This window comes from Metabacillus fastidiosus NBRC 101226 (assembly GCF_001591625.1).
GTDB classification, from domain to species: domain Bacteria; phylum Bacillota; class Bacilli; order Bacillales; family Bacillaceae; genus Metabacillus; species Metabacillus fastidiosus.
This window is the reverse complement of record NZ_BCVG01000008.1, coordinates 1-22698: the sequence shown is the minus strand read 5'-3', so window position 1 is coordinate 22698 and position 22698 is coordinate 1. Positions and strand designations below refer to the sequence as shown.

18 protein-coding genes and 1 pseudogene are annotated in these 22698 nt (G+C 33.7%); 8 read left to right on the top strand and 11 right to left on the bottom strand.

What is annotated here, in order from left to right:
* Positions 1 to 193 precede the first annotated feature (193 nt).
* Positions 194 to 1354, top strand: a complete 1161-nt coding sequence (locus BFA01S_RS03685) for a glycosyl hydrolase family 18 protein (protein WP_066225910.1) — start codon at positions 194 to 196, stop codon at positions 1352 to 1354.
* Between the two features lie 687 nt (positions 1355 to 2041).
* On the opposite strand, the gene BFA01S_RS03680 is transcribed toward BFA01S_RS03685, so the two are convergent.
* From BFA01S_RS03680 to BFA01S_RS03670, 3 genes are all read right to left on the bottom strand, one after another.
* The gene (locus tag BFA01S_RS03680; protein WP_328014406.1) at positions 2042 to 2833 is read right to left on the bottom strand and encodes an alpha/beta fold hydrolase; all 792 of its coding nucleotides are present in this window, start codon (positions 2831 to 2833) and stop codon (positions 2042 to 2044) included.
* Positions 2834 to 3155: 322 nt separating this feature from the next.
* Complete coding sequence (gene carB, locus BFA01S_RS03675) at positions 3156 to 6356, bottom strand: carbamoyl-phosphate synthase large subunit (protein ID WP_066225907.1); 3201 nt, start codon at positions 6354 to 6356, stop codon at positions 3156 to 3158.
* Positions 6356 to 7441 carry a carbamoyl phosphate synthase small subunit gene (locus BFA01S_RS03670; protein ID WP_066225902.1) on the bottom strand — a complete coding sequence of 362 codons (1086 nt, stop codon included), beginning with the start codon at positions 7439 to 7441 and terminating at the stop codon, positions 6356 to 6358. Before BFA01S_RS03670 ends, carB begins: the two co-directional genes overlap by 1 nt.
* A 49-nt stretch (positions 7442 to 7490) precedes the next feature.
* Between BFA01S_RS03670 and BFA01S_RS22735 the strand changes: the two genes are divergently transcribed.
* From BFA01S_RS22735 to BFA01S_RS03655, 3 genes and pseudogenes are all read left to right on the top strand, one after another.
* Positions 7491 to 7772: a hypothetical protein gene (locus BFA01S_RS22735; RefSeq protein WP_169800429.1), complete on the top strand. Its 282-nt coding sequence runs from the start codon at positions 7491 to 7493 to the stop codon at positions 7770 to 7772.
* 793 nt (positions 7773 to 8565) lie between these two features.
* Positions 8566 to 10068, top strand: a complete 1503-nt coding sequence (locus BFA01S_RS03665) for a spore germination protein (protein WP_066225898.1) — start codon at positions 8566 to 8568, stop codon at positions 10066 to 10068.
* 83 nt (positions 10069 to 10151) lie between these two features.
* Positions 10152 to 11242, top strand: a pseudogene (locus BFA01S_RS03655) (GerAB/ArcD/ProY family transporter).
* 40 nt (positions 11243 to 11282) lie between these two features.
* Here BFA01S_RS03655 and BFA01S_RS03650 read toward each other — a convergent pair.
* Positions 11283 to 11786 carry a Ger(x)C family spore germination C-terminal domain-containing protein gene (locus tag BFA01S_RS03650; protein WP_235842962.1) on the bottom strand — a complete coding sequence of 168 codons (504 nt, stop codon included), beginning with the start codon at positions 11784 to 11786 and terminating at the stop codon, positions 11283 to 11285.
* Positions 11783 to 12358 carry a Ger(x)C family spore germination protein gene (locus BFA01S_RS03645; protein ID WP_066225885.1) on the bottom strand — a complete coding sequence of 192 codons (576 nt, stop codon included), beginning with the start codon at positions 12356 to 12358 and terminating at the stop codon, positions 11783 to 11785. Before BFA01S_RS03645 ends, BFA01S_RS03650 begins: the two co-directional genes overlap by 4 nt.
* Positions 12359 to 12837: 479 nt before the next feature.
* On the opposite strand from BFA01S_RS03645, the gene BFA01S_RS22240 reads away from it, so the two are divergent.
* Entirely contained in the window at positions 12838 to 13005 is a 168-nt protein-coding gene (locus BFA01S_RS22240; protein ID WP_156483523.1) for a hypothetical protein, read from the top strand.
* Positions 13006 to 13469: 464 nt separating this feature from the next.
* Here BFA01S_RS22240 and BFA01S_RS03640 read toward each other — a convergent pair whose 3' ends face one another.
* Together BFA01S_RS03640 and BFA01S_RS03635 are read right to left on the bottom strand one after the other, a co-directional pair.
* Entirely contained in the window at positions 13470 to 13934 is a 465-nt protein-coding gene (locus BFA01S_RS03640) for a phage tail protein (RefSeq protein WP_066226087.1), read from the bottom strand.
* Positions 13935 to 13956: 22 nt separating this feature from the next.
* A complete protein-coding gene (locus tag BFA01S_RS03635; protein ID WP_066225883.1) occupies positions 13957 to 14442 on the bottom strand; it encodes a GyrI-like domain-containing protein in 486 nt (161 codons plus the stop codon).
* Positions 14443 to 14553: 111 nt separating this feature from the next.
* Between BFA01S_RS03635 and BFA01S_RS03630 the strand changes: the two genes are divergently transcribed.
* Both BFA01S_RS03630 and BFA01S_RS03625 read left to right on the top strand, forming a co-directional pair.
* Entirely contained in the window at positions 14554 to 15516 is a 963-nt protein-coding gene (locus BFA01S_RS03630) for a helix-turn-helix transcriptional regulator (protein WP_066225881.1), read from the top strand.
* Between the two features lie 130 nt (positions 15517 to 15646).
* Positions 15647 to 16396, top strand: coding sequence for an HAD family hydrolase (locus BFA01S_RS03625; protein ID WP_066225879.1), 750 nt, complete (start codon positions 15647 to 15649; stop codon positions 16394 to 16396).
* Positions 16397 to 16680: 284 nt separating this feature from the next.
* On the opposite strand, the gene BFA01S_RS03620 is transcribed toward BFA01S_RS03625, so the two are convergent.
* The 4 genes from BFA01S_RS03620 to BFA01S_RS03605 form a co-directional block, all read right to left on the bottom strand.
* Positions 16681 to 17622 (bottom strand): cation diffusion facilitator family transporter, encoded by a 942-nt coding sequence (locus tag BFA01S_RS03620; protein ID WP_066225875.1) that lies wholly within the window; start codon positions 17620 to 17622, stop codon positions 16681 to 16683.
* A 653-nt stretch (positions 17623 to 18275) separates the two neighbouring features.
* Positions 18276 to 19448: a sulfite reductase subunit alpha gene (locus BFA01S_RS03615; RefSeq protein ID WP_066225873.1), complete on the bottom strand. Its 1173-nt coding sequence runs from the start codon at positions 19446 to 19448 to the stop codon at positions 18276 to 18278.
* A 127-nt stretch (positions 19449 to 19575) separates the two neighbouring features.
* Complete coding sequence (locus BFA01S_RS03610; RefSeq protein WP_066225871.1) at positions 19576 to 19860, bottom strand: HesB/YadR/YfhF family protein; 285 nt, start codon at positions 19858 to 19860, stop codon at positions 19576 to 19578.
* A 407-nt stretch (positions 19861 to 20267) separates the two neighbouring features.
* Entirely contained in the window at positions 20268 to 20882 is a 615-nt protein-coding gene (locus BFA01S_RS03605) for a superoxide dismutase (protein WP_066225868.1), read from the bottom strand.
* A 595-nt stretch (positions 20883 to 21477) separates the two neighbouring features.
* Between BFA01S_RS03605 and BFA01S_RS03600 the strand changes: the two genes are divergently transcribed.
* The gene (locus tag BFA01S_RS03600; RefSeq protein ID WP_082799839.1) at positions 21478 to 22131 is read left to right on the top strand and encodes a helix-turn-helix transcriptional regulator; all 654 of its coding nucleotides are present in this window, start codon (positions 21478 to 21480) and stop codon (positions 22129 to 22131) included.
* Positions 22132 to 22698 lie beyond the last annotated feature (567 nt).

Here is a 22698-nt window from a genome sequence, read left to right as displayed (position 1 = left end):
TCATTTTGCGAAAATATGTAAGACGTTGTTCTCATCTTACAAAATAAAATACCGCAATTTATACACCCTATTCAATATTTGAATTCTATGCATCCCCCTTTTAGAATGCGATATGCTTGATATTACCATCCCCTATATATCTACTTATTTGTTACAATTTTTATATTCAAAAATTTTAGAGAGGAATGCATCTATGAAAAAACGAAGTCTCCTCCTTTTATTAGTTGTGGTTATTATTTTTACGGGTGGCTTTTATTCAGGAATATTATTTTCTACTATTAAAAATGAACAAGAACACACAGAAAAGGCTGAGAACGTGAAAATGCATATTGCACCATTTTCTGAAAAAAATCCTATCAATAAACAAATACCAAAATTGGAAACAAAACAAACAAAAAAATTAATTGGCTATATTCAAGATTTTCGTGATCCTAATCTGGTTGATTATTCGAATTTAACACATATTATTTTCTCCTTTGCACATCCAACTGTTGATGGGAAAATTTTATTAAATGGAGAATCTGCATTGAATAACCTACGAGCAATTGTTTCAAAAGCACATCAACATAACACAAAAGTAATGTTAGCTGTAGGTGGTTGGTACCACATTTCTGGCGGAGAATCGTATATGTATTTTAAAGAAGCAATTGCGGATCCTGCTTCTCGTAATAACCTTATTAGTGAGTTAGTGAATTTTGCAAATCGTGAAAATCTAGATGGCATAGATATAGATTTTGAACATCCACGTTCAAAGAATGATGCTCTAAATCTAAATGTCTTCATTAAAGGCTTAAATGAGAAGCTTCACAACAGGAATAAAGAATTGTCGATAGCAGTAAATGCAAAAGTTCATAGTGTCACAGGTACAGAAATTAATAATGTAGTTTATGATCCATCTATGTTTAATTATGTTGACCACGTAAATATTATGGCTTATGACGGTCAATGGGATGGTGGATATAATGCAGCTAATTTGTCACCTTATTCATATACTAAAAATATTGTAAACTATTGGACAAACTTGTTTGAAAACCACAATATTTCAAAAGAAAAACTTGTTTTAGGAATTCCCTTTTATGCACAACCAGAAAATAAAGACATTAAGCAAGTCTCGTATGCGGCAATCATTGAAAGAAATCCAAAAAATGCAGGACGCGATACTGTCAACATGAATGAAACAACATATCATTATAACGGTGAAAAAACTGTTCAAAAGAAAACGAAGCTTGCACTTGACAATGGTTTTGGTGGAATGATGTTATGGGAGCTTGGACATGATGCAGAAGGTCAACATAGTTTGAGTGGTGTAATTGCTGAAGAGATGGAAGAATTAAATATTTATGTATTAAAGTAAGGAAATTAAAGAGAGGTTTAGAAATTATTTACCTCTCTTTTGTTTTTTCTTTGCAATCATAAGAACTTATGTGCAAATCCTACATTGAATTAAAATTTTGAAAACTCTTCCACTAACTCATCAAACCGTTTTAGAGCATTTTCTATTGGGTATAGAGTTGTCGAGTCAACCCTTGTCTTCTTTAATAATTCGATAGGAAGGCTCTTTTATAAAGAAATGATTTGATCAAAGTCCTAATAGATTTTTCAACATAAGTTTTAGGAAATATAATCCAATATAAACTTAGAAAATTGGACAATTTAGTTCATGCATATTAATAACAAACTCCCCGTTTATATGACCCTGCCTGAGTTACAGCAGTTATTCAAGTTTCTTGATAGTGATACAGGTCGGCTTCCTAAAAGGAATAATGTCATGTTTAAGCTACTTGCTACGACTGGTATGCGCCGATCTGAAATAGTTGACATAACATAGGGACAGCTTAATTTATCTAACAATACAGAGTTCATTAAGGAAATACTTTTTTATATAGAAGAATATATGGATTTTAAACTTATGAAATCATCCCCCTCTACTCTTCTCGCTTATGTTAGAGAGAAAGATGCGATTAATCAAAAAATAGCGGCTTTAAAGACCCTCTTCCGCTATCTAACAATGGAAGAAGATTGTAAGCAGCATTTATTGGAGTTATGCTTCTATTTCTGATAAGTGATTAATAATCTCATTGTTAACTTGGGTTGGGTTATCAAGGTTTGTAGCATGATGGGCGTTCTTTATATAAACCAATTTGGATAGGGGAATACGTTTAGCCATTTCTTGTTGTTGTCTTTCTGTCATTGTGTCATGATCACCCTGAAGTATTAAGGTGGGGCAACTTATTTCATGTAAATCATTCCCACTTTCCATTGTGGAAACTGAATTCCATATACGTATCCAATGGTTTAAAGGTATTGAGGTAACCGATTCTTTGATATATTGTTTGTTTTTGCTATTGAACTTAGAGAGCATTCTTGCCTGAATTATTGCCATTACCCTCATAGGTATAAAAATGCTTGACCATCGATTTATGGGAACAAATACCTTCTCAAACCAATTGTATGTATTAGTAAAAGGCGTACCAATTAATATAAGTGATTTTACAAATTCCGGGTGCCTAATTGCTGTTTGAAGAGAGATATGCCCTCCCATTGATAAGCCGCAAAGATGAGCCTGTTTTACATTTAAATGGGCTAATAATCCAATTAAATCTTTGCTAAAGTCCTCAGAGTCCACTTTACCTTTTGGTAATGAAGATTGACCATGTCCACGTACATCCCACGTAATGGTTTTGTATTGTTTAGCTAATTCATCAATCTGTGGTTTCCATTGTCGATGATCCCATGAAGCACCATGTGTAAAAACAATTGCATTACCAGAACCTTTTACTTCATAATACAATTCTACATTATTTATTTTGACTTTAGGCATTTCTTCACTCACTTTCCCCTAATATGTATTTCACCCTTTATTATATATGAAATGTCACAACTATCTGCTCTTTATTCATTAGCCATTATTAAACAATCTGCATCGATTGTTTAATAAATGCGAGTCATTCTATTAAACAACTTTTTTGTTACTTAACAGCGTCCTTTAATGAAATAACTTATTATCACTCAACAGTTCTTAATCGATATTTCAATTCAGACGTTCTTTTCCTTTTTACCATAAAAACACCCCTTTAGATAAGCCATATCCAAAGGGGTAAAACAGTGCAACCTTTTTATAAACGGTACGACTTTATTTCAAATCTAGACTAAACTCACTTAAGAAGTTGACTTTGTTTAGTCATCGTTTCAATTGAAAACGTCATTGACTCTAACACTCTTAATATTGCTGTTGCTGTATCAAGTGATGTTAAACAAGGAATTCCGTTCTCTACAGACTCACGACGAATTTTAAATCCATCTCTTTCAGGCTGCTTACCTTTTGTTAGTGTATTGATTACAAATTGCGTTTCACCTTTTCGAATTACTTCAAGTATGTTTGGCTCATCCGTGCCAATTTTATTAACGATTTTCGTTGGTATTCCTTTTTCACCTAAAAATTCAGCTGTACCGCTCGTTGCTAAAATACGGTAGCCGATTTGATGGAATCTTCTCGCGATTTCCACTCCTTCTTCTTTATCTTTATCAGCAACTGTTAAGAGGACGGAACCATGATTTTGAATATTGATACCAGATGCAACTAGCGCTTTATATAGGGCCTTTTCTAATGTAATATCTTTCCCCATAACTTCACCTGTCGATTTCATTTCAGGTCCTAATGTAATGTCTACGCGACGTAGTTTTGCAAAGGAGAATACCGGTGCTTTAACATACACACCCTTGCTTTCAGGATGTAATCCCGTTTTAAATCCTAATTGTGGCAGCTTGTTACCTAAGATGACTTTTGTAGCCAGCTTAGCCATAGGGATATCTGTAATTTTACTTAAAAATGGAACTGTACGGCTTGATCTTGGATTTACTTCTAAAACATACACTTCTTCTTTTGAAATAACGAATTGAATATTTAAATGACCAATAATATTTAATCCTCTTGCTATTTTAATTGTGTGATCAACAATTTTCTGCTTAATTTCTGCAGTCAATGATTGTGGTGGATAAACAGCAATTGAATCCCCAGAGTGAACACCAGCACGTTCAATATGTTCCATTATTCCAGGTATTAATACTGTTTCTCCATCAGAGATAGCATCAACCTCAATCTCTTTACCTGTTAAATATTTGTCGATCAAAACCGGATGCTGTGGATTTATTTTTACTGCATTCTCCATGTAGTGAAGAAGTTCACTTTCTTGATAAACAATTTCCATTGCCCGACCACCTAGGACATAAGAAGGTCTTACTAATACTGGATAACCAATATTTGTAGTTATTTTTAAGGCTTCCTCTACAGAAGTTGCCGTTTTCCCTAATGGCTGTGGAATTTCAAGTGTTTGTAACGTATGTTCAAATTTATTACGATTTTCGGCACGATCGAGATCTTCAAGTGAAGTTCCTAAAATCTTCACTCCATGTGCTTCTAATTCACAAGCAAGATTAATCGCTGTTTGACCGCCAAACTGAACGACGACTCCCTTAGGTTTTTCCAAATCAATAATGTGCATAACATCTTCAATCGTTAATGGTTCAAAGTATAATTTATCTGAAATACTAAAGTCTGTTGATACTGTCTCAGGGTTATTATTGACAATGATCGCTTCATATCCAGCCTCTTTTATTGCCCACACTGAATGAACTGTTGCATAGTCAAATTCAATCCCTTGCCCAATTCGGATTGGACCTGAACCTAGTACAACTACACTTTCTTTTGATGTCACAATTGACTCATTTTCATCTTCATATGTTCCATAATAGTAGGGTGTTGCTGATTCAAATTCTGCTGCACAAGTATCAACCATCTTATAGACAGGGATGATACCTGCTTGTTTACGCATTTCATATATTTCTAATTTGGTAGTATTCCAAATTTTTGCGATCACCAAGTCAGAAAAACCTAATTCTTTTGCTTCATACAAGCTTTGCAGGTCATAACGATTCTCTACTAATTTTTGTTCGAATTTAATAATATTCTCAAATTTCACAAGGAAAAATAAATCAATTTTACTCCATTCATGAATTGTCTGAATGGATACACCTCTTCGAATCGCTTCAGCTAAATAAAATAGACGTTCATCTTCAGCATTGCGGATTCGTTTTTCGATTAAATCATCATCAAATTTAACTGCATCTTTTAAATCTAAATGATAAACATCAATTTCTAATGAGCGAACGGCTTTAAGGATTGATTCTTCAAATGTACGTCCGATTGCCATTACTTCACCAGTAGCTTTCATCTGCGTTCCTAATCTACGATTTGCAGATTCAAACTTATCAAATGGCCAGCGAGGAATTTTAGTAACAATGTAGTCTAGTGCTGGTTCAAAACAAGCATAAGTCCGTCCAGTAACAGGATTTAACATTTCATCAAGTGTTAAACCCACTGCAATTTTTGCAGCTAATTTTGCAATCGGATAACCAGTAGCTTTTGACGCAAGAGCTGAAGAACGACTTACCCTTGGGTTTACTTCGATAATATAATATTGGAAGCTATAAGGGTCAAGAGCTAGCTGGACGTTACATCCACCTTCAATTTTCAGTGCGCGAATGATTTTCAATGAAACATTTCTCAATAATTGATATTCACGATCGCTCAATGTTTGACTTGGTGCAACAACAATTGAATCCCCAGTATGTATTCCTACTGGATCGATATTTTCCATGTTGCACACAACAATGGCATGGTCATTAGAATCACGCATTACTTCATATTCAATTTCTTTAAAGCCTGCAATGCTTTTTTCTAATAAACATTGAGTTACTGGACTGTGTTTTAATCCACTTTTAACAATCTCAATAAGTTCTTCCTCATTGTTGCAGATTCCCCCGCCAGTTCCACCTAATGTATAGGCTGGTCTTACAATGACAGGATAGCCAATTTGAGCTACAAAATCATACGCTTCTTGTAGGTTATGAATAATTTCACTTTTTGGTACAGGTTCATTTAACTCGTTCATTAATGTTCTAAACAGATCACGGTCCTCTGCCTTCTTAATAGCTGATAGCTTTGTACCTAGAATTTCTACTCCACATTCTTCTAAAACACCTGATTCATGAAGCTCGACTGCCATATTTAAACCTGTTTGACCACCTAATGTTGGAAGAAGTGCATTGGGACGTTCTTTACGAATAATATTACTTAAAAACTCTACTGTTAACGGCTCGATATAGACCTTATCAGCAATTTCTGGATCCGTCATAATTGTTGCTGGATTTGAATTTACTAAAATAACTTCATATCCCTCTTCCTTTAATGCTAAACATGCTTGTGTACCCGCATAATCAAATTCTGCTGCTTGACCGATAACAATTGGACCTGATCCAATTACTAAAATTTTCTCGATATCTTGGCGTTTTGGCATTATTTAATCCCTGCTTTCTTATTTGATTCAATCATTTCTAAAAATTGGTCAAATAAACTATTTGCATCTTCTGGTCCCGGTGATGCTTCTGGATGATACTGTACTGTAAATGCAGGTGCAATTTTATGTTTTAACCCCTCAACTGTGCCATCGTTTAAGCCAATATGTGTAACTTCTAATATATCCTTATTAATTGAATCTTCTGTTACTGTATAGCCATGATTTTGAGCAGTAATTGCAACCTTGCCTAGCAAAAGTTCTTTTACAGGTTGATTAGAACCACGATGCCCGAACTTCATTTTTTCAGTATCAGCTCCACATGCTAATGCAAATAGTTGATGGCCTAAGCAGATACCGAATAAAGGTATTTTCCCTAAGATTCCTTTGATCATTTCAATTGTAACTGGAACATCTTTCGGATCCCCCGGTCCGTTTGAAAGCATAATACCGTCCGGCTGGAGTTGTATTACTTCACTTGCAGTGATCGTATGTGGAACAACAACAACATCGCAGTTTCGTTTATTCAACTCACGAAGGATGCCATGCTTCATTCCATAATCAACTAGCACTACACGATGACCTCTTCCAGGACTTGGATAAGGTGTTTTTGTTGACACTTTATTGACTTGATCTGTTGGAAGTTCATATCTTTGTAAATTTTTGATGATTTCCTCAGGGTTTTCTTCAATATCACAAATCGTACCTTTAAGTGTGCCATGCTGACGGATAATTCTTGTCAGCTTGCGCGTATCAACACCCGAAATACCTGGAATATTTTTTAATTTAAAGTATTCGTCAATTGTATATTCACATCTCCAATTAGATGGAAACTCACAGTATTCCTTTACGACAAATCCTTCAATAAATGGAGTAATTGTCTCAAAATCATCTCGATTTATTCCGTAGTTTCCGATTAATGGATATGTTAATGTAACAATTTGACCACAATAGGAAGGATCAGATAAAATTTCCTGATATCCTGTCATTCCTGTATTAAATATAACTTCACCAATTGTTTCTTTCTCGCTACCAAAACCTTTTCCAATAAATACTGTTCCGTCTTCTAATACTAATTGTCTTTTCATAAACAATTTCCTCCTATGCTCCAAACTATGTTTCCGCTAAAACCTGTTGGTGCTGGACATTTTTAAAACAGATCCAGTAAATGTTATATTTTTATCTTTTGATAAAAAGGGATTAGGATCAATTTTATTTTCACCTTCTAGATGTATGACAGTTAAATCTGCTTTAATCCCTACTTTTAGACTTGGTCAAGCTAATCCAAATGCATCAGTAGGTTTCCAAAATGATCGCTTGATTTTTCGCCAAATTAAGCTGTCTCCGTTTCATCATGTCTTGTTTGTTAGTATGGAAGAATTGACGGTTTCAATAAAAAATCTCTTTATGAGCGCATAAAGAGATTATAGTTCGTAAGACTAACACGGATGCTAGCCACCTTGTTATTCCTCTCTTTGAAGCCTCACAGGACTACTTTTAAAAAGGATGTATTTAGTTTTTAATGGTATCCTCTATATTTTATTTATAAGTTTCATTATTATTATCTTATTTTCCTTATAAAGTTTAGAGGCAATTCACAGTGCCGGCTGATTAATAAATACCGAAAAACATAATACAATGGTTTTAATATGTTGACTGACCAGTTATCGCCTTAAGGGGTTCACTTTATTAGCATTCTATACAAGTCTGCTTTTTTCACTATTTATCGAATAATAATAACTTACTAATCATCGCCTACAGCGTCAGCCTGGGCATTGGTATAAGTGTTATTCCTGGCTTATTAGATAAAATGCCTGAGATCATTCAATTATTATTCGGAAACGGCATTTTTACAGGTACTTTCACCACCATCCTCCTGAACGTTTACTTTAATTTCAAAGATATCAAGAATTACTCTGAATCTCCTGAAATAGAAAACTCTAATAATGAGGTTGATCCGGGATTGGTAGATGTTTGATTCGGACGTTAATTAATGAAAATAATAGATGTAAAGGACAGATCCACGAGGTCTGCCTTTTATTTTTTGGTTCACTACTCATTTGCAAATTAAATCGTAAGATTACATATTTTTGTCTAATAAAGAAAAGATTATTTGGACATGCTTATACATAGAAAAAATTACACATCAACAAGCTATTTTATATTAAAATCGTTCCTTATCTGCAATATCCGGGGAAGGGGAAATTATTCATTGCTAAAGTGGCTTAATCAAACCAAAAAGAAATCTATCAAACATAATACTGAAGGTAATCTTGAAGATTTAATTAAAGCTTTAAAACCATCAAAAGACTTTAATCGTTTTGAGTTTGAAACAAAGAACGGTTCATGCTGGGTTAGCTACTTAAAGACAATGGTGAGCCCAGACTTCATTCATCGAGATGTTTTTCCTTATTTAACTGAGCATTCTTTTACTAATATTTATGATATAAAAAATTTACTTCCGATCGAACAAAAATTAATTACAGAAAATGTTACGGAAATCCAAAAGAAGATTATGTCCGGGTCAATTATGATCCAGTTTAATGAGCATGATACAAAATGTCTTTTGATCTCTGCAGTTACAGTTGAAACACGACAAGTTGCAATGCCTGAAGTTGAGTTTACAGTAGTAGGGCCTAAAGAAGCTTTTGTGGAATCACTTGATACTAATATCAACTTAATTAGAAAGAGACTTCTCCTACCACAATTACAATTAAAAGAAATCGAGGTAGGAAAATTATCAAAAACAAGAATCGCCATTCTCTATATTGACGGTATCGCGAATCAAGAAAATATAAATACCGTAATACAACGGATTTCTGATATTGAGTATGACCATATTATTGATAGTTCTTATATTACTCAAATGATTTCTGATAATAAAAATTCACCTTTCCCACAGCTGCTTGATACAGAACGTCCTGATCGTCTAAGTGCAGTATTAACGGAAGGGAAAATTGCGATAATTGTTGATGGGTCACCACACGCTCTTTATGCGCCGATTACAATCGTTGAATTTTTTTCGGCTTTCGAGGATTATTTTCAAATTTGGCATATGTCATCATTCTTTCGATTACTTCGTTTATTCGCAGTAACGTTCTCGGTTTTTTCAACACCTTTTTATGTTGCAATTTTGACACATCATTATGAAATGATCCCAATGGATTTATTAGCAACTTTAATATCTACGAGGGCAGATGTACCTTTCCCTCCGGTCATGGAAGTATTAATAATGGAAGTGGTTATCGAACTATTACGAGAGGCCGGGGCAAGACTTCCAACGAAAGTAGGCCAAACAATCGGTATCGTTGGCGGTATTGTAATCGGGACAGCTTCCGTAGATGCCGGCTTAACGAGCAGCATTTTATTAATAATTATAGCGCTAGCAGCGCTTGCATCCTTTACAACACCTGTTTACCAAATGAGCAACACAATCCGTTTAATACGCTTTCCATTTATTTTGTTTGCTCAATTATGGGGATTAACGGGAATTGCTATTTTCTTTGCTTTTATGGTCGGCCATCTGTTAAATTTAATATCCTTGGGAAGACCTTTTATAGAACCGATTTTCCCGCCGCGTTTAACTGATTTAAAAGATGCTTTTTTCCGTTTGCCTTTTAATCGGCAAGCTAAACGGCCGATCTATCAAAGGCCTGAAGATCCTAACCGTGCAAATGCTAAACGTATTAATGAAAAGCATGATAATGAAAAATAAAAATTCTGGAGATTAGTCACAAGAAAGAGTTTTTACAGGAAATAAATAAAAGTGACAAGCTCCGATAGAAATTTGGTGAGGATATGCGTAATCTTCTAAAGGAAAATCTTCTCATTTCACCTTTTCTTGTCTTTTACGTCATTAATTCGATGCAATTAGGAGGGGGAGCACTTTTTGACTTAAGAGGAATGAGTCAACATGCTGGGTATGATACGTGGATTTCGATTATTGTTTCAGGTTTAAGTATTCATATCCTTATATGGCTCTTATATCGAATTTTAAATAAGGGAAAAGGAGATATAATCGCAATCCATCGTGATCTATTCGGAAAATGGGTTGGCGGTTTTCTTAGTTTGCTTTTTATCTCTTATTTTTTGATCCTCGGTATTTTTACTTTACGTATATATATTGAAGTCATACAAGTGTGGATATTTCCTCATTTAAGTCCATTTTTTTCTCTTTAATTTTACTCTTAGTAATTAGTTACTTCGTTATCAAAGGGTTTCGGGTAGTTACTGGTATTTGTTTTTTAAGTATTCTTTATATGCTGCCGATATTATTATCAATGTTATTTCCTTTAGAATTTGCTCATTATAGTAATCTTTTTCCTATAATGGACCATAGTTATAAAGATATTTTACTCTCATCGAAAGAAGTAACACTAAGTATGGTTGGATTTGAATCATTATTACTCTTTTATCCATTTATTAAAAATCCTGAAAGGTCTGCAAAATGGGCTCATCTAGCTATTATCTTTACTACCATCATTTATGTTTATGTGGCAATCATTACTTTTACATTTTATAATCAAGAACAATTACAGCATACTTTATGGAGTACGGTCGTTTTATGGCAAATTATTGAGCTCCCGGTTTTAGAAAGATTTGAACATTTAGGTTTATCCGCATGGTTACTTATCGTTTTGCCAAATCTTTGTGTGATATTGTGGGGAGTGCATCACGGAATATCACAATTAGTTACAATTAATAAAAAAATTCTGCTCATTGCTATCATATTCATAATAGCAATTGTTTCAGGGTTTATTAATAAACGGACAAGCATAGAACAATTAAGTAATTTAGTTAGTGAAATTAGTTTTTATATTGTTTACGGCTACATACCATTTCTGTTTCTAGCACAAAAAATTATTTACAGGCTAAAAAGGGATAACTAAACATACTGATGTTATCTCCTTCTGAACTTTTCTAAATTTATTAATAACTTATTCCGGATTCAATAATATCGAGAGTGAAATTTATTTGAACTGGAGCATTCGGATACAGTTGCTCCCATTTATCCGATTTCCATCCCCTCGTTTGACTTCTTGCCCTATCTGCAATACCAAGAGGGTCGATCTCTTGTTCTTTGAATTGTTTAATCATTTGTTGACCCTTCTCCGTAAGATCTTTCTCTAATAACCTTTCAAGCTTCTCTATATCCGACTTCGTATGATATTCAACGCTTGAGACAGTCTCATTCACGAATGCACTCATTTGAACTTTAATCTTAATAACTGGATTTGTCATTGAGTTCGTTATCCTATAATCTACGTTAGACTTTATTGTTTCTAGTACCACATGTTGATTATTTTCAAGAGATGCCTCGTAATCACCCATTTTAACATTTTCATAAAGCATTTTAAAAATGAGTAGTTTATCTGGATAAAGTTTATCGACATATTTGTCGCCATTGAAAAGTGCAAGTCCTGATACCTCTATTTTATCCTGATGTTTTTTAATAATGGCATAATAGGATCCTGCGTTTTTGAGTAATAACTATACATAAATTTATGAAGATTAGTATTAGGTAAATTTCTTTTTTCTCTTTGGTTAAGGAGTTCCTTTATATATCGGGAAACTGTCTGGTCCAAAGGATAATCTCCTTCTAATAATTCCTTAACGTTTCCTTCGATCACACAAAGATCCATTCTTTTCCCAATTGTTGGATCCCTTTTTTCCAAAACTCTCTCAATACCTTTTTTCGCCAAATCTTCTCCGAATAAACTGGCTAACATTTTTCCGCGAGCAATAGGTTTCGATGAACTTCTTTCTATATCGATAAGGCTTCCAAATCTGGAAGTGCCATTAAAATCAATCGTTTCACTTTTAAATTCGGAACCACCTTCACTAGGCTTAAATATAGCTACAGCCACAGTTGTTTGAAATTTATCTCCCTCTGCTAAGTCATAACCCATACTTTCAACAATTTGAACCTCATCAACCGTTTCCGGAGGAATACAGCTACTCAGCAATATACAATAGCTAATCGAAATAAAGGCTTTTTTTATCATCATTATTCTCCTTAAACTTGCTTGTACAATTTTCTTTTATAAACAGTTTTTCAATCAATGTAGGAAAATAAACAAATTAATACTATTTATAAAAAATAAAGATTAATAAAGTAGATGGTGAATACTCCCTTTATTACTTTTCTCAAGACTTTTAAGGGAAGCAATGAAGTATAACGCTAAAAACTCAATTGATTCAGTGAGAAGAGAAATGATTATCCCATTTCCAATATTAAAAGAATAACAAAAATAAGTTCAATTAAATATTCCATAAATATGTTTCTTTTTAATATCATTATCAAACGTTCGTTCTCGATATATTCACTTACATTAAAATTAATGAAAAATAACTTCAGCTTATAGACCTGCTTAGGTAAATCAATAATTAACCTGTTAAATTTCTATACCCTCTTCAATTTACATAAAATTACCTGTTTTTTTTCACCTAAAAATCAATCATAGATTTAAGGAGGTGAATAGATATGAAAAATCAAAATGTTGGGTTTGGAATAACCGGTAATTCAAGTACAAAACAACAAGCAACATCTGATTTATCAAGTAATAATAAAGTTAAAGAACCAGTACAGTTAAGAGATGGAGATCCTGCAAGAAGTCCTGATGGTTCTAAACATGGAGTGGACTTAGGTTAAAGAGAATAATCAGACCATGAACCATGAGTACATTAAGAACCTAATTATGATTTATTTCCACGCTTAGCTCAAATGAAGGATAAGCATTGATTTTGCTGTTCTTTCGTTTGTACTTTCACAAACAATTATGTGGAGAGATAATAAAATTGTTTAATTTTAAAAGTTCAGACAAGCATAACCCCGTTCTAAATGTAGGACGGGGTTAAAAATAAAGTTGTGTAATTTTAGCGTAGAAATAAAATTTGATCAAAAATACCTAAATCCAAAACAATTTTCTGGATAGTCTCTAATCCTTGGAAAACATAATAAAGACTCCTTCCTTATCTCCCCTGAATCCCTATTAGCAAAGTAGAAGTTACCAAGGAGAATAGCTACATCCATTGGGTTTTCACTAATTTCAATGAAGAAAAAGAATGATCAAGTACAAAATTGGCTGGATTCCTCCACTTGGGCTTTTGCCTACTCTAATATTCTCCTTTGATCACAAAAAACGAGCCACGAATTGTTCCAGCCAGTTTAGACTTCTGCCTAGCAAACTTAAACTTCCCTTCTAACTCCTTTGGTACCTCCATCCCCTCAGAAAGCTTAAAACCAACCGCTCGCTTCTTAGGATCATCAACTGTATACATGACGTTTACCGCAAGACCGTCCTCATAAAAGACGTAGGCAAATTTGATATTTTCCACTTGAAAACGCGACGTTTCTAACGGTTTGGCTGCAAACTCAATATCACGTTCTTCTTTCAAAATTCGGTTCACATAATCAAGTGTCTCCTGGCTTTCGCTAGTTGGTACAACTGTAAATTCATGTGTGTATTTGTTCATAAAGTAGCGGGCTTCATTAGCACGTAAACCAGCAAGCGCTTCTACTACAGGTGAAAATTCTAAACCAACGGTAGACACATTTTTAAAATCAACGATATAGGACATTTCCATCCCTCCAGTTATCTCTTTATTTCCTAACAACAGGAATCCACATTTCACCAAAGACTAAACCGTTTCGCTGCCCCATCTCAACCGTTGCATTTGGTCCACCAACATAGGCAAAATTCTTTGCTTCTGGTAAGACTTGACCGAAGGCTAGGCCAGCAAGTTTATTATTCAATTCATCAGCGGTCTTTCCTTCCCCTTTCACAACTAGGTATTCCCCCTTAGGAAATTGGATAATTCTAGATTCTCCTAGTGCTGGTGCTGATGCCTCTGTCATGACTCCCGCATAATACATCATCTTATTATTCACCGCTTCGTTCACGGCAAAAACGTAGTTATTCGTGGCTATGGATTTTAAAGTATCAAGCCTTCCATCTTGGCTGAAGGCCTGCCAAAAGTCTGACTTTTCCTTGTTTAAGCCAGCAAAGTCTGTGTAATCGCTCTTAAGCTCAGTTCCAAAACCTAAAACAGTAAATCTGTCTTTTTCTTCTAAGATATAATCTGCCATATTCAAAACCTTCCTCTTTTTTAAATTAATCAAATGATTTTGACTTATTCAATTGATAGGTATATCATAATCTTAAATCATGTCAAAAAATGATACTGTTTAGGAGTCCAAATGAAAAAAGTTGAACGGATTAATATCATCATGCGATATGTCAACAACCGCTCCCATTTTACAATTTCTGAAATTATGCGAGAATTCAACATCTCTCGTTCGACAGCTATTAGAGATATTAGAGAAATTGAAGCCATGGGGATGCCACTTGTCGCTGAAGTTGGAAGGGATGGGGGTTATTTTGTCATGCACAATTCTATCCTGCCCGATGTTCGCTTTACCGATAATGAGGTCAAAGCTCTTTTTATTGCCTTTATGGCCACAAGAAATCAACAACTTCCCTATCTAAAGAGTCGTCAGTCTTTAGCTGAAAAATTACTCGGTCTCATCTCAGAAAACCAGCAAGATGACCTTGTTCTTTTAAATCAAATCTTGCTATTTGAAGGGACCAACCCGAATAATCCTGACTTACTTGAACTGTCAGACCTCCCCCATCCCATGTTAGAAAAACTCATCCAAGTTCTTCTTTTGGATAGCTATTTATTGATTACCATCGAAGAAGAGAAGGTAATAAAGTCTTATCCAATTTATCTCTTGCACCTTTATCATAAAAAAAGCCTTTGGCTGATTGAAGGCTTTGACTTAAAGGAAGAAAAGAAGCAGATTTTTCCTGTCGACAATCTCACCAATGTCGAACCCTACCCGTCGAAAAAAAGATTAAGTAAGAAAAAGATTTTAGAAAAATTAAGTAAGCAGGAAGAAGTAACCAACCTTGTCCTTGAACTTGGTCCAAAAGCGATTGCCCAGTTCAAAAAATACCACCCTTTAAAAGTTTCAATTTCCTATACGAATCCTTACCAAACCACCGCCATTCTAAAGACTTTTATCAATGTTAATAAGCCCGAAGAATTGACTGAAATAACAAATTGGCTACTTTTCCTAGGTGATGATATCAAGGTCAGGGAGGTTCCAGAAGAAGTCTTAAAAGGTTTAAAAGAGAGATTATGCTTATACTTCCCATAGGCAGTGGCCAGAAAACCTTGTTTTTAGAGTGCATTTACCTACATACTGCTTAAACTTAACTTCATGTAATATTAACTTTGACATAGTGAGATAATAATTAGAGCTTAAAATAATCGGAAAGGAGTAAAAAGTGGAAAAACAAAATATTTTATTTAACCTCGACGATACGTTAGCATACTGTAATAGATATTTTAACCAAGTAATAGGTGAGTTCGCTGACCAAATGACCACATGGTTTGACTCCATAACCAAGGAAGAAATAAAACAGAAACAACTTCAAATTGATGTTGCAGCGATTAGTCAACATGGTCTAAAATCGGAACGGTTTCCCGAGTCATTTATTGGTACTTATAAATACTTTTGTGACTTAACAGGGAAGGAAAAGAAGAAAGACGAAATCCAATATTTAAGAAAATTAGGGTTAAAGGTATTTGAAATTCCTGTTGAACCAATTCCGTATATGAACGAAACACTACAACTTTTAAAAGAAGAGGGACATGAATTATATTTACACACAGGTGGAGATGAGGCTAATCAACGCAGGAAAATTGCCCAGTTAGAACTCGCTACATATTTTGAGAATCGCGTTTTTATTTCGGAACATAAAGATACGACAGCTTTATCGGATATTTTAAAAACAATTAATGCTGACCCTAAAGTAACATGGATGATTGGAAATTCATTAAGAACTGATATTGTTCCAGCACTTGAAATGGATATCCATGCAATATATATTCCAGCTGAAACAGAATGGCAATATAACGTTGTTGAAGTTAACGTTGAGCATAGCAGTGCTTTTTTGACAGTAAACTCACTTCAAGAAGTACCTGCTATAATTTATCAAAGTATCAATGAGCAAACAATGTCAACTTACAGATAATGTACTAAATCACATAGATCTGCAATGGAGTAACGAAAATATGGGTTTATTCCTAAACTCGCTTATAGCTTATTGAACTAACGTACCCTATAGTTTAAGTGATAACATTCAAAATTTCATATAAAAAAGCGAATCTCCATATTTTGAAAATCGACCATGTTAGTTTCAAATGCCGACAATAGACGAAGCGACAACACTCCCAAGCTAACTAACAAACTGTTGACCAGTTTCCCATGTAAAAAGCGACGTAAAGGTATGTTTTACGTCGCTTCATATTAATAATATTAATGGTGATGATGGTCATGTACCGGTTCATTTTTTGCCTGACAAAAGATTGAATCGTCATGTTTGTGTACTGTAGTTTCCATTTGAATGGTCACATGTGTAATTCCTTTATGTTCAAGGTTATGTTCAATTTTGCGGAGAATTCTTTCACTTTCTTTAATAGTAAGGTGATTGTTCACAACAGCATGACAAGAAAGTGCATTCAGACCACTTGTAATTGACCATATGTGTAAATCATGAATACTTTGAATCCCTTGGGTCCTTTCGATTGTTTGTACAACATCATCCACATCCACATTTTGTGGTGTTCCCTCCATTAATACATGAATAGAAGCTTTTGTTACAAAATAACCACTTCTGAGAACAAGAATAGCAACAATTACACTTGCCAATGGATCTGCCCAACCCCAGTCAAAAAACATTATAAGTAATGCCGCCACTATCGCACCTACCGAACCTAGCATATCACTAAGTACATGCAAGAAAGCTCCGTGCATATTTAAATTTTCTTTCGTATCTCCGCCGCGCATCATAATCCATGCAACCAGAATATTCACCATTAAACCAATAAAGCTAATAATGAGCATTCCATTTGTTGCTACTTCTGGCGGGTTTGCAAATCGTTCAATCGATTCATAAAAAATATAAAGTGCTATCAATATTAAAGTGACACCATTTAATACAGCCGCTAAAATTTCGAATCTTTTATAGCCAAATGTCTTGCTATGATTTGCTGATTTTTCAGCTAATTTAAATGCGATAAGGGCTATCATTAAAGAAATTGAATCACTTAGCATATGCCCTGCATCCGATAAAAGGGCAAGACTATTTGTTATAAACCCTCCCATGGCTTCAATAATCATATAACCCGTTATAATTATAAATGAAATCAACAATACTTTTTTATTTGCACTGTGAGTATGATTATGATCATGTCCCATTGTTCTTCCCCCTAAATTTGGATCAATTTATTTTATTATTACCCTTTTTACAAAACACACCGAGAATTCATAATACCGTATCTAATTATCGTATATGAGCATATACTCATATATAAGCGTGTGATATATTAATTTCTTAATACTTGTCAAACTAATTGATAGTATTTCTTTCGGTAAATACGTTAGTAATATATCTCTTGCTATTACTGTTCCATTTACTTGTTCTTCAAATTAAAATGATATGTTCCTTTTAATAATGAAAAAGGAACTGAAATACTCCTTCAAATAGGAAGCTCGACCTACCCCTTTTGTGTCATTAACTAATCGAAATGCTTTGTGGTCTTTATGCCAACCCATATACTGTTGCTCATCCATTTCTAAAAACTAATTAATAATTTCAAAAACAGTATTACTATAAGTGGCCATTTTATCATCCCCTTGTTTACATATATTCAAATGATCGTTTGAATATATTGTACTTAAAAAAACCCTAACATTCAAATGTTTATTTGAATGTTAGGGTTTTTTAAGTAATTATTTATAATATAAAATTTTATTTAAGCTCTTTACAGCATTAAAAATGTTTAATAGCAAAGGCTTCCGTCGAACCACAACCATCCCAATACTTATTGGCGCTGTCACCCTAAATAAAATTAATACACATCACGCTGATATCGTTTTTCCTTTTGCATGACTGTTAATTGTGCTTCTGCTTCTTCTCGACTTATATTGCCTTCTTGTTCAATAATAGTAATCAAAGTTTCGTGAACATCTTTCGCCATTTTTTCCTTATCTCCACAAACGTAGAAGTGTGCTCCATCTTGCAGCCACTGATATAATTCCTTACTATTTTCAAGCATTTTATGTTGTACATACACTTTCTTCTCTGTATCACGGGAGAATGCGGTGTCTAATTTTGTCAGTATACCTTCTTTTTGATATTTTTCTAACTCAGCTTCATAAAGGAAATCTTTTGCTGAATATTGATCTCCAAAGAATAGCCATGATCTTCCACTTACTCTGTTTACTGCACGTTCCTGAATAAATGAACGAAGTGGTGCGATACCAGTTCCTGGACCAACCATGATAATATCTATCTCTTCCGACTCTGGCAGTTTGAAATGTTTATTTGGTTGGATAAATATAGGGAGTGTATCACCTACTGAAACACGTTCCGCGCATTGAACCGAACAAACCCCTTTTCGGTCTCTCCCATGAGCCGTATAGCGTACAGCACCAATCGTTAAGTGTACCTCATCTGGGGTAGCTGCAAGGCTGCTAGATATTGAATATAGACGTGGAGGGATTTTTCTTAAAAGTGATACAAATTCTTGAGCGGTAAACTTCCATGGTCCAAAGTCTCTTAGCATATCAAGTAAATCACGTCCATATATGTATTTCTTTAGTTCGGTTGCGTTTTCTATAGACACAAGATTTTTTAATGCTTCATTAGCAGTGAATTCTACAGCTTGTTGTAAAATCTTCTTTGTTAGTAATGTAATCTCAAAGTATGTTGTCAATGCTTCTCTCAATGGAAGCGTATCACCTTGTTTATTAATAATTACAACCAGTTCTTCGTCCCACTTCATTTCTGCAAGAAGGGATTCCACTAGTTCTTGTTCATTTACTGGAACAATACCTAGAGTATCACCTGGAATATAAGAAAAACCTGAACCTTTTAAAGATAATTCGATATGTCTTGTTTCTTTACTTGAGCCAACACGATTTAAATTAATATTTTTGAGAACTTTCGCTTGAAATGGGTTATTCCTTGAATATACTGGAATTTCCTTACTTTCTTTTGTTTGATTTATAGCATGTTGCATATACGCTTCATCTCCCTTATTTTATGTATGAGAATAGTATAAAGATGATTCTCCATAGTCATCAACAACTAATTGTAACCATTTCATTTAAAAAGTAGAAGTTAAATTTATTTATTGCACCAATAATTTATTTGAAAATGTATTCGACATCGTTATCTTTCTTAATGATATCCAAATCATATTCTTTCAAGAACCATGAGTCTTCAACACTAAAATAAAATGTTATTCCTTCCACTACATTCTTTATACCAATACTTCCTTCTTTTCCAATTGAAATACCAAGATAATAATCCGGATGGACAGTTGGTATCCCTCCATATATCTTAACGACAAATTGAAGATAATCTCCTGGTTTCAAATCCATTTCTGAAGCATACCATTCTGCTGCCTCTCTCGATACGTTTAAATTCATATATTCACTACCTCCATTTTTCTCATCTTATTCTATTGGAAAGTCTCTTCGCTCTGTTATTTCTAATTTACTTATTATTTTTCCATTGCTTTTCTATGTAATTCATTCAATCTTATTAAGATTTTTTTATTATCATCTTTTTTGAAGTTTTTCAAAATATGTTATTGGGGTTTTATTATTAAAACCCTAATAACATTAAAGATTATTAAGTCTTAATGTCATTAGGGTTAAAAAATTGTAAGTCCTTACTTTGAAGTATGAATATCAATTAGGTAGCTATAAGCTGAAAGAAGCCTTGTATACACTTTTTTCAATTAGTAACCAGACGCATTTTAGGGAAAAAATGCGTTTTCTATACATACGCGATGAAAAAAATGTCTCCATCTCAGGTCTTACGTACCGTCTGATCACACTAATGCAGCTTTATAGAGTTTGTTAACTTCATCCCAATTAATAAGGTTAAAGAAAGCACCAATATAATCTGGACGCTTGTTTTGATAGTTTAGGTAATAAGCATGTTCCCAAACATCAAGACCTAGAATCGGTTTTTCACCTTCCATTAGCGGACTATCTTGATTAGCTGTGCTTGTAATCGATAATTGTCCGTTTTCCACAACAAGCCAAGCCCAGCCAGAGCCAAAACGGCCAGTTGCTGCTTTAGTAAATTCTTCTTTAAATGAATCATAGCTTCCAAAAGCCTGTTCAATTACTTCTGCAATTTCACCAGTTGGATTTCCTCCACCATTTGGAGAAAGGATATTCCAAAATAGACTATGATTTGCATGGCCACCACCATTATTGCGGACAGCAGTACGAATGTTTTCAGGCACTGCATCAAGGTTAGAAATTAATTGTTCTACAGGTTGATTACCCAAATCATTCTGTCCTTCAAGTGCTGCATTTAGGTTATTCACATAAGTAGCATGGTGACGGTCATGGTGAATAATCATCGTTTGCTCATCAATAAATGGTTCAAGTGCATTGAATTCATAAGGTAAAGCAGGTAGTTCAAATTTAGACATTTTATACTTCCTCCTAATATGTAAGTTATTTTATATTACAAAGTTGATTATAATTTAACATTAGATACTTTTTCAACTAAAAAGTTTAAAAAGTATCTAATGTTTTAAAAAAAAGAGAAAATTATGACTCTGATTACCGTATAGTACATGTGCAGCAAATTTTTCTGTCTTAATAAATGAATCATACATCGAAACCCATTTATCAATTAACCATAAAATAACTAACACATCTATAGAACCAAAGAGAATGAATTACAGACCGTTTTCGACAACAGTTGGATAATTACTCATTACCTCTTTAACTAAAGATTCTTTATTATCATTCATAACAAATCTCTCAATACTTTTCATACCTAAGATTACGGTAATTTTTCCTTATTTATAATTTCAATATATTGTTGAAGTTTATACAAATACAAACAAGTTTAAAAATAAGATATAAATTTTTATATTGAGCATCGCCTTTATTAAAGACGTTTATGTATGTTAAAATACATTTTACTATGTTGTTAAACTTTTTATTTGAAAGTTTTATATTAATATTTTTCTATAATAAAAAGATTTTTATTATAGAAAAAAGACAGGTGGATTAACATTGAATGGTAGAATTTCAACTAAAGATAAAATAATGGAGTTATTAAAAAAGAAAGCAAATTTAACTGTTAATGAACTATCCAAATCTTTAGGAATCACCGAAATGGCAGTAAGAAAACACTTGAATATTTTAGAGAGGGATTCCCTTCTAACAATAAATGAGATTAGACAACCAATGGGAAGGCCGCTTCTTATTTATTCATTGTCTTCAAAAGCTGATCAATTTTTCCCAAATAATTATGAAAACTTGACTGTAGAATTCCTTCATGATCTTAAAGAATTACATGGAGAAGAAGTTATTGAATATCTCCTAGAAAAGAGAAGTGAAAGACAGAAAAAGAACTACCTTCCTCAAATAGAAAATTTGAGCTTTGATGAAAAGATTAGAAAGCTAAATGATATTCAAAATAGTAAAGGTTATATGGCAGAACTATCCAAAGTTGATGATCACACATATGAATTAATAGAGTATAACTGTCCTATTATCGCTGTTGCTAAAGAATATAAAAAAGCTTGTGCATGTGAAACCGAAATGTTTAAAGAAGTATTAGGTACGGAACAAGTAAGAAGGGTTACTTGCAAAACTGAAAACGGAGAACATTGCAGATTCTTAATAAGGGATAATTCATTTATTGAACATACAAACCGGATATAGTTGTGGCATGTTCAACAATTATAAACTGTACTATGTTACTACTACTAGTTTTTCAGCTAAAAATAACTACCTGATGATAAATTAAAAAGCCAATTTCTTTAACGTACAGGAAATTGGCTTTTTAATTCGATTTATCAATTATTTTTTGAATTTTGAAATGATTATCACCCAATCACCCCATAATTTTCAAATTGATCTAGCTGCTGTACCTTGTCTATTTTTAATAAACATGCAATTTCATCTTGAGCTAATCCTTAATTTTGATATAAAAGTTTTCCTTGGCGAAGTTGAATGCTACTTTCATCAGCTTCTTCAACAGACCTATTCCCTGAACTTCGGGTATAATGTATAGCTTTTGCAACTCACAAATCATCTTTTTCTTCCATTTCACGAGTCTACATTGTTTCATTTTCTATATCTATTTTCATTGATTTTCAAAAGATCAAAACGAAAATCCCGTCTCATATAAGAGACGGGATTTGAACTCGCGGTACCACTCTTGTAGTCTCAAAATAAAATCAATAGTAATTGATTTATCCCAGCCTTAACGGGCCTCAACTAACTATC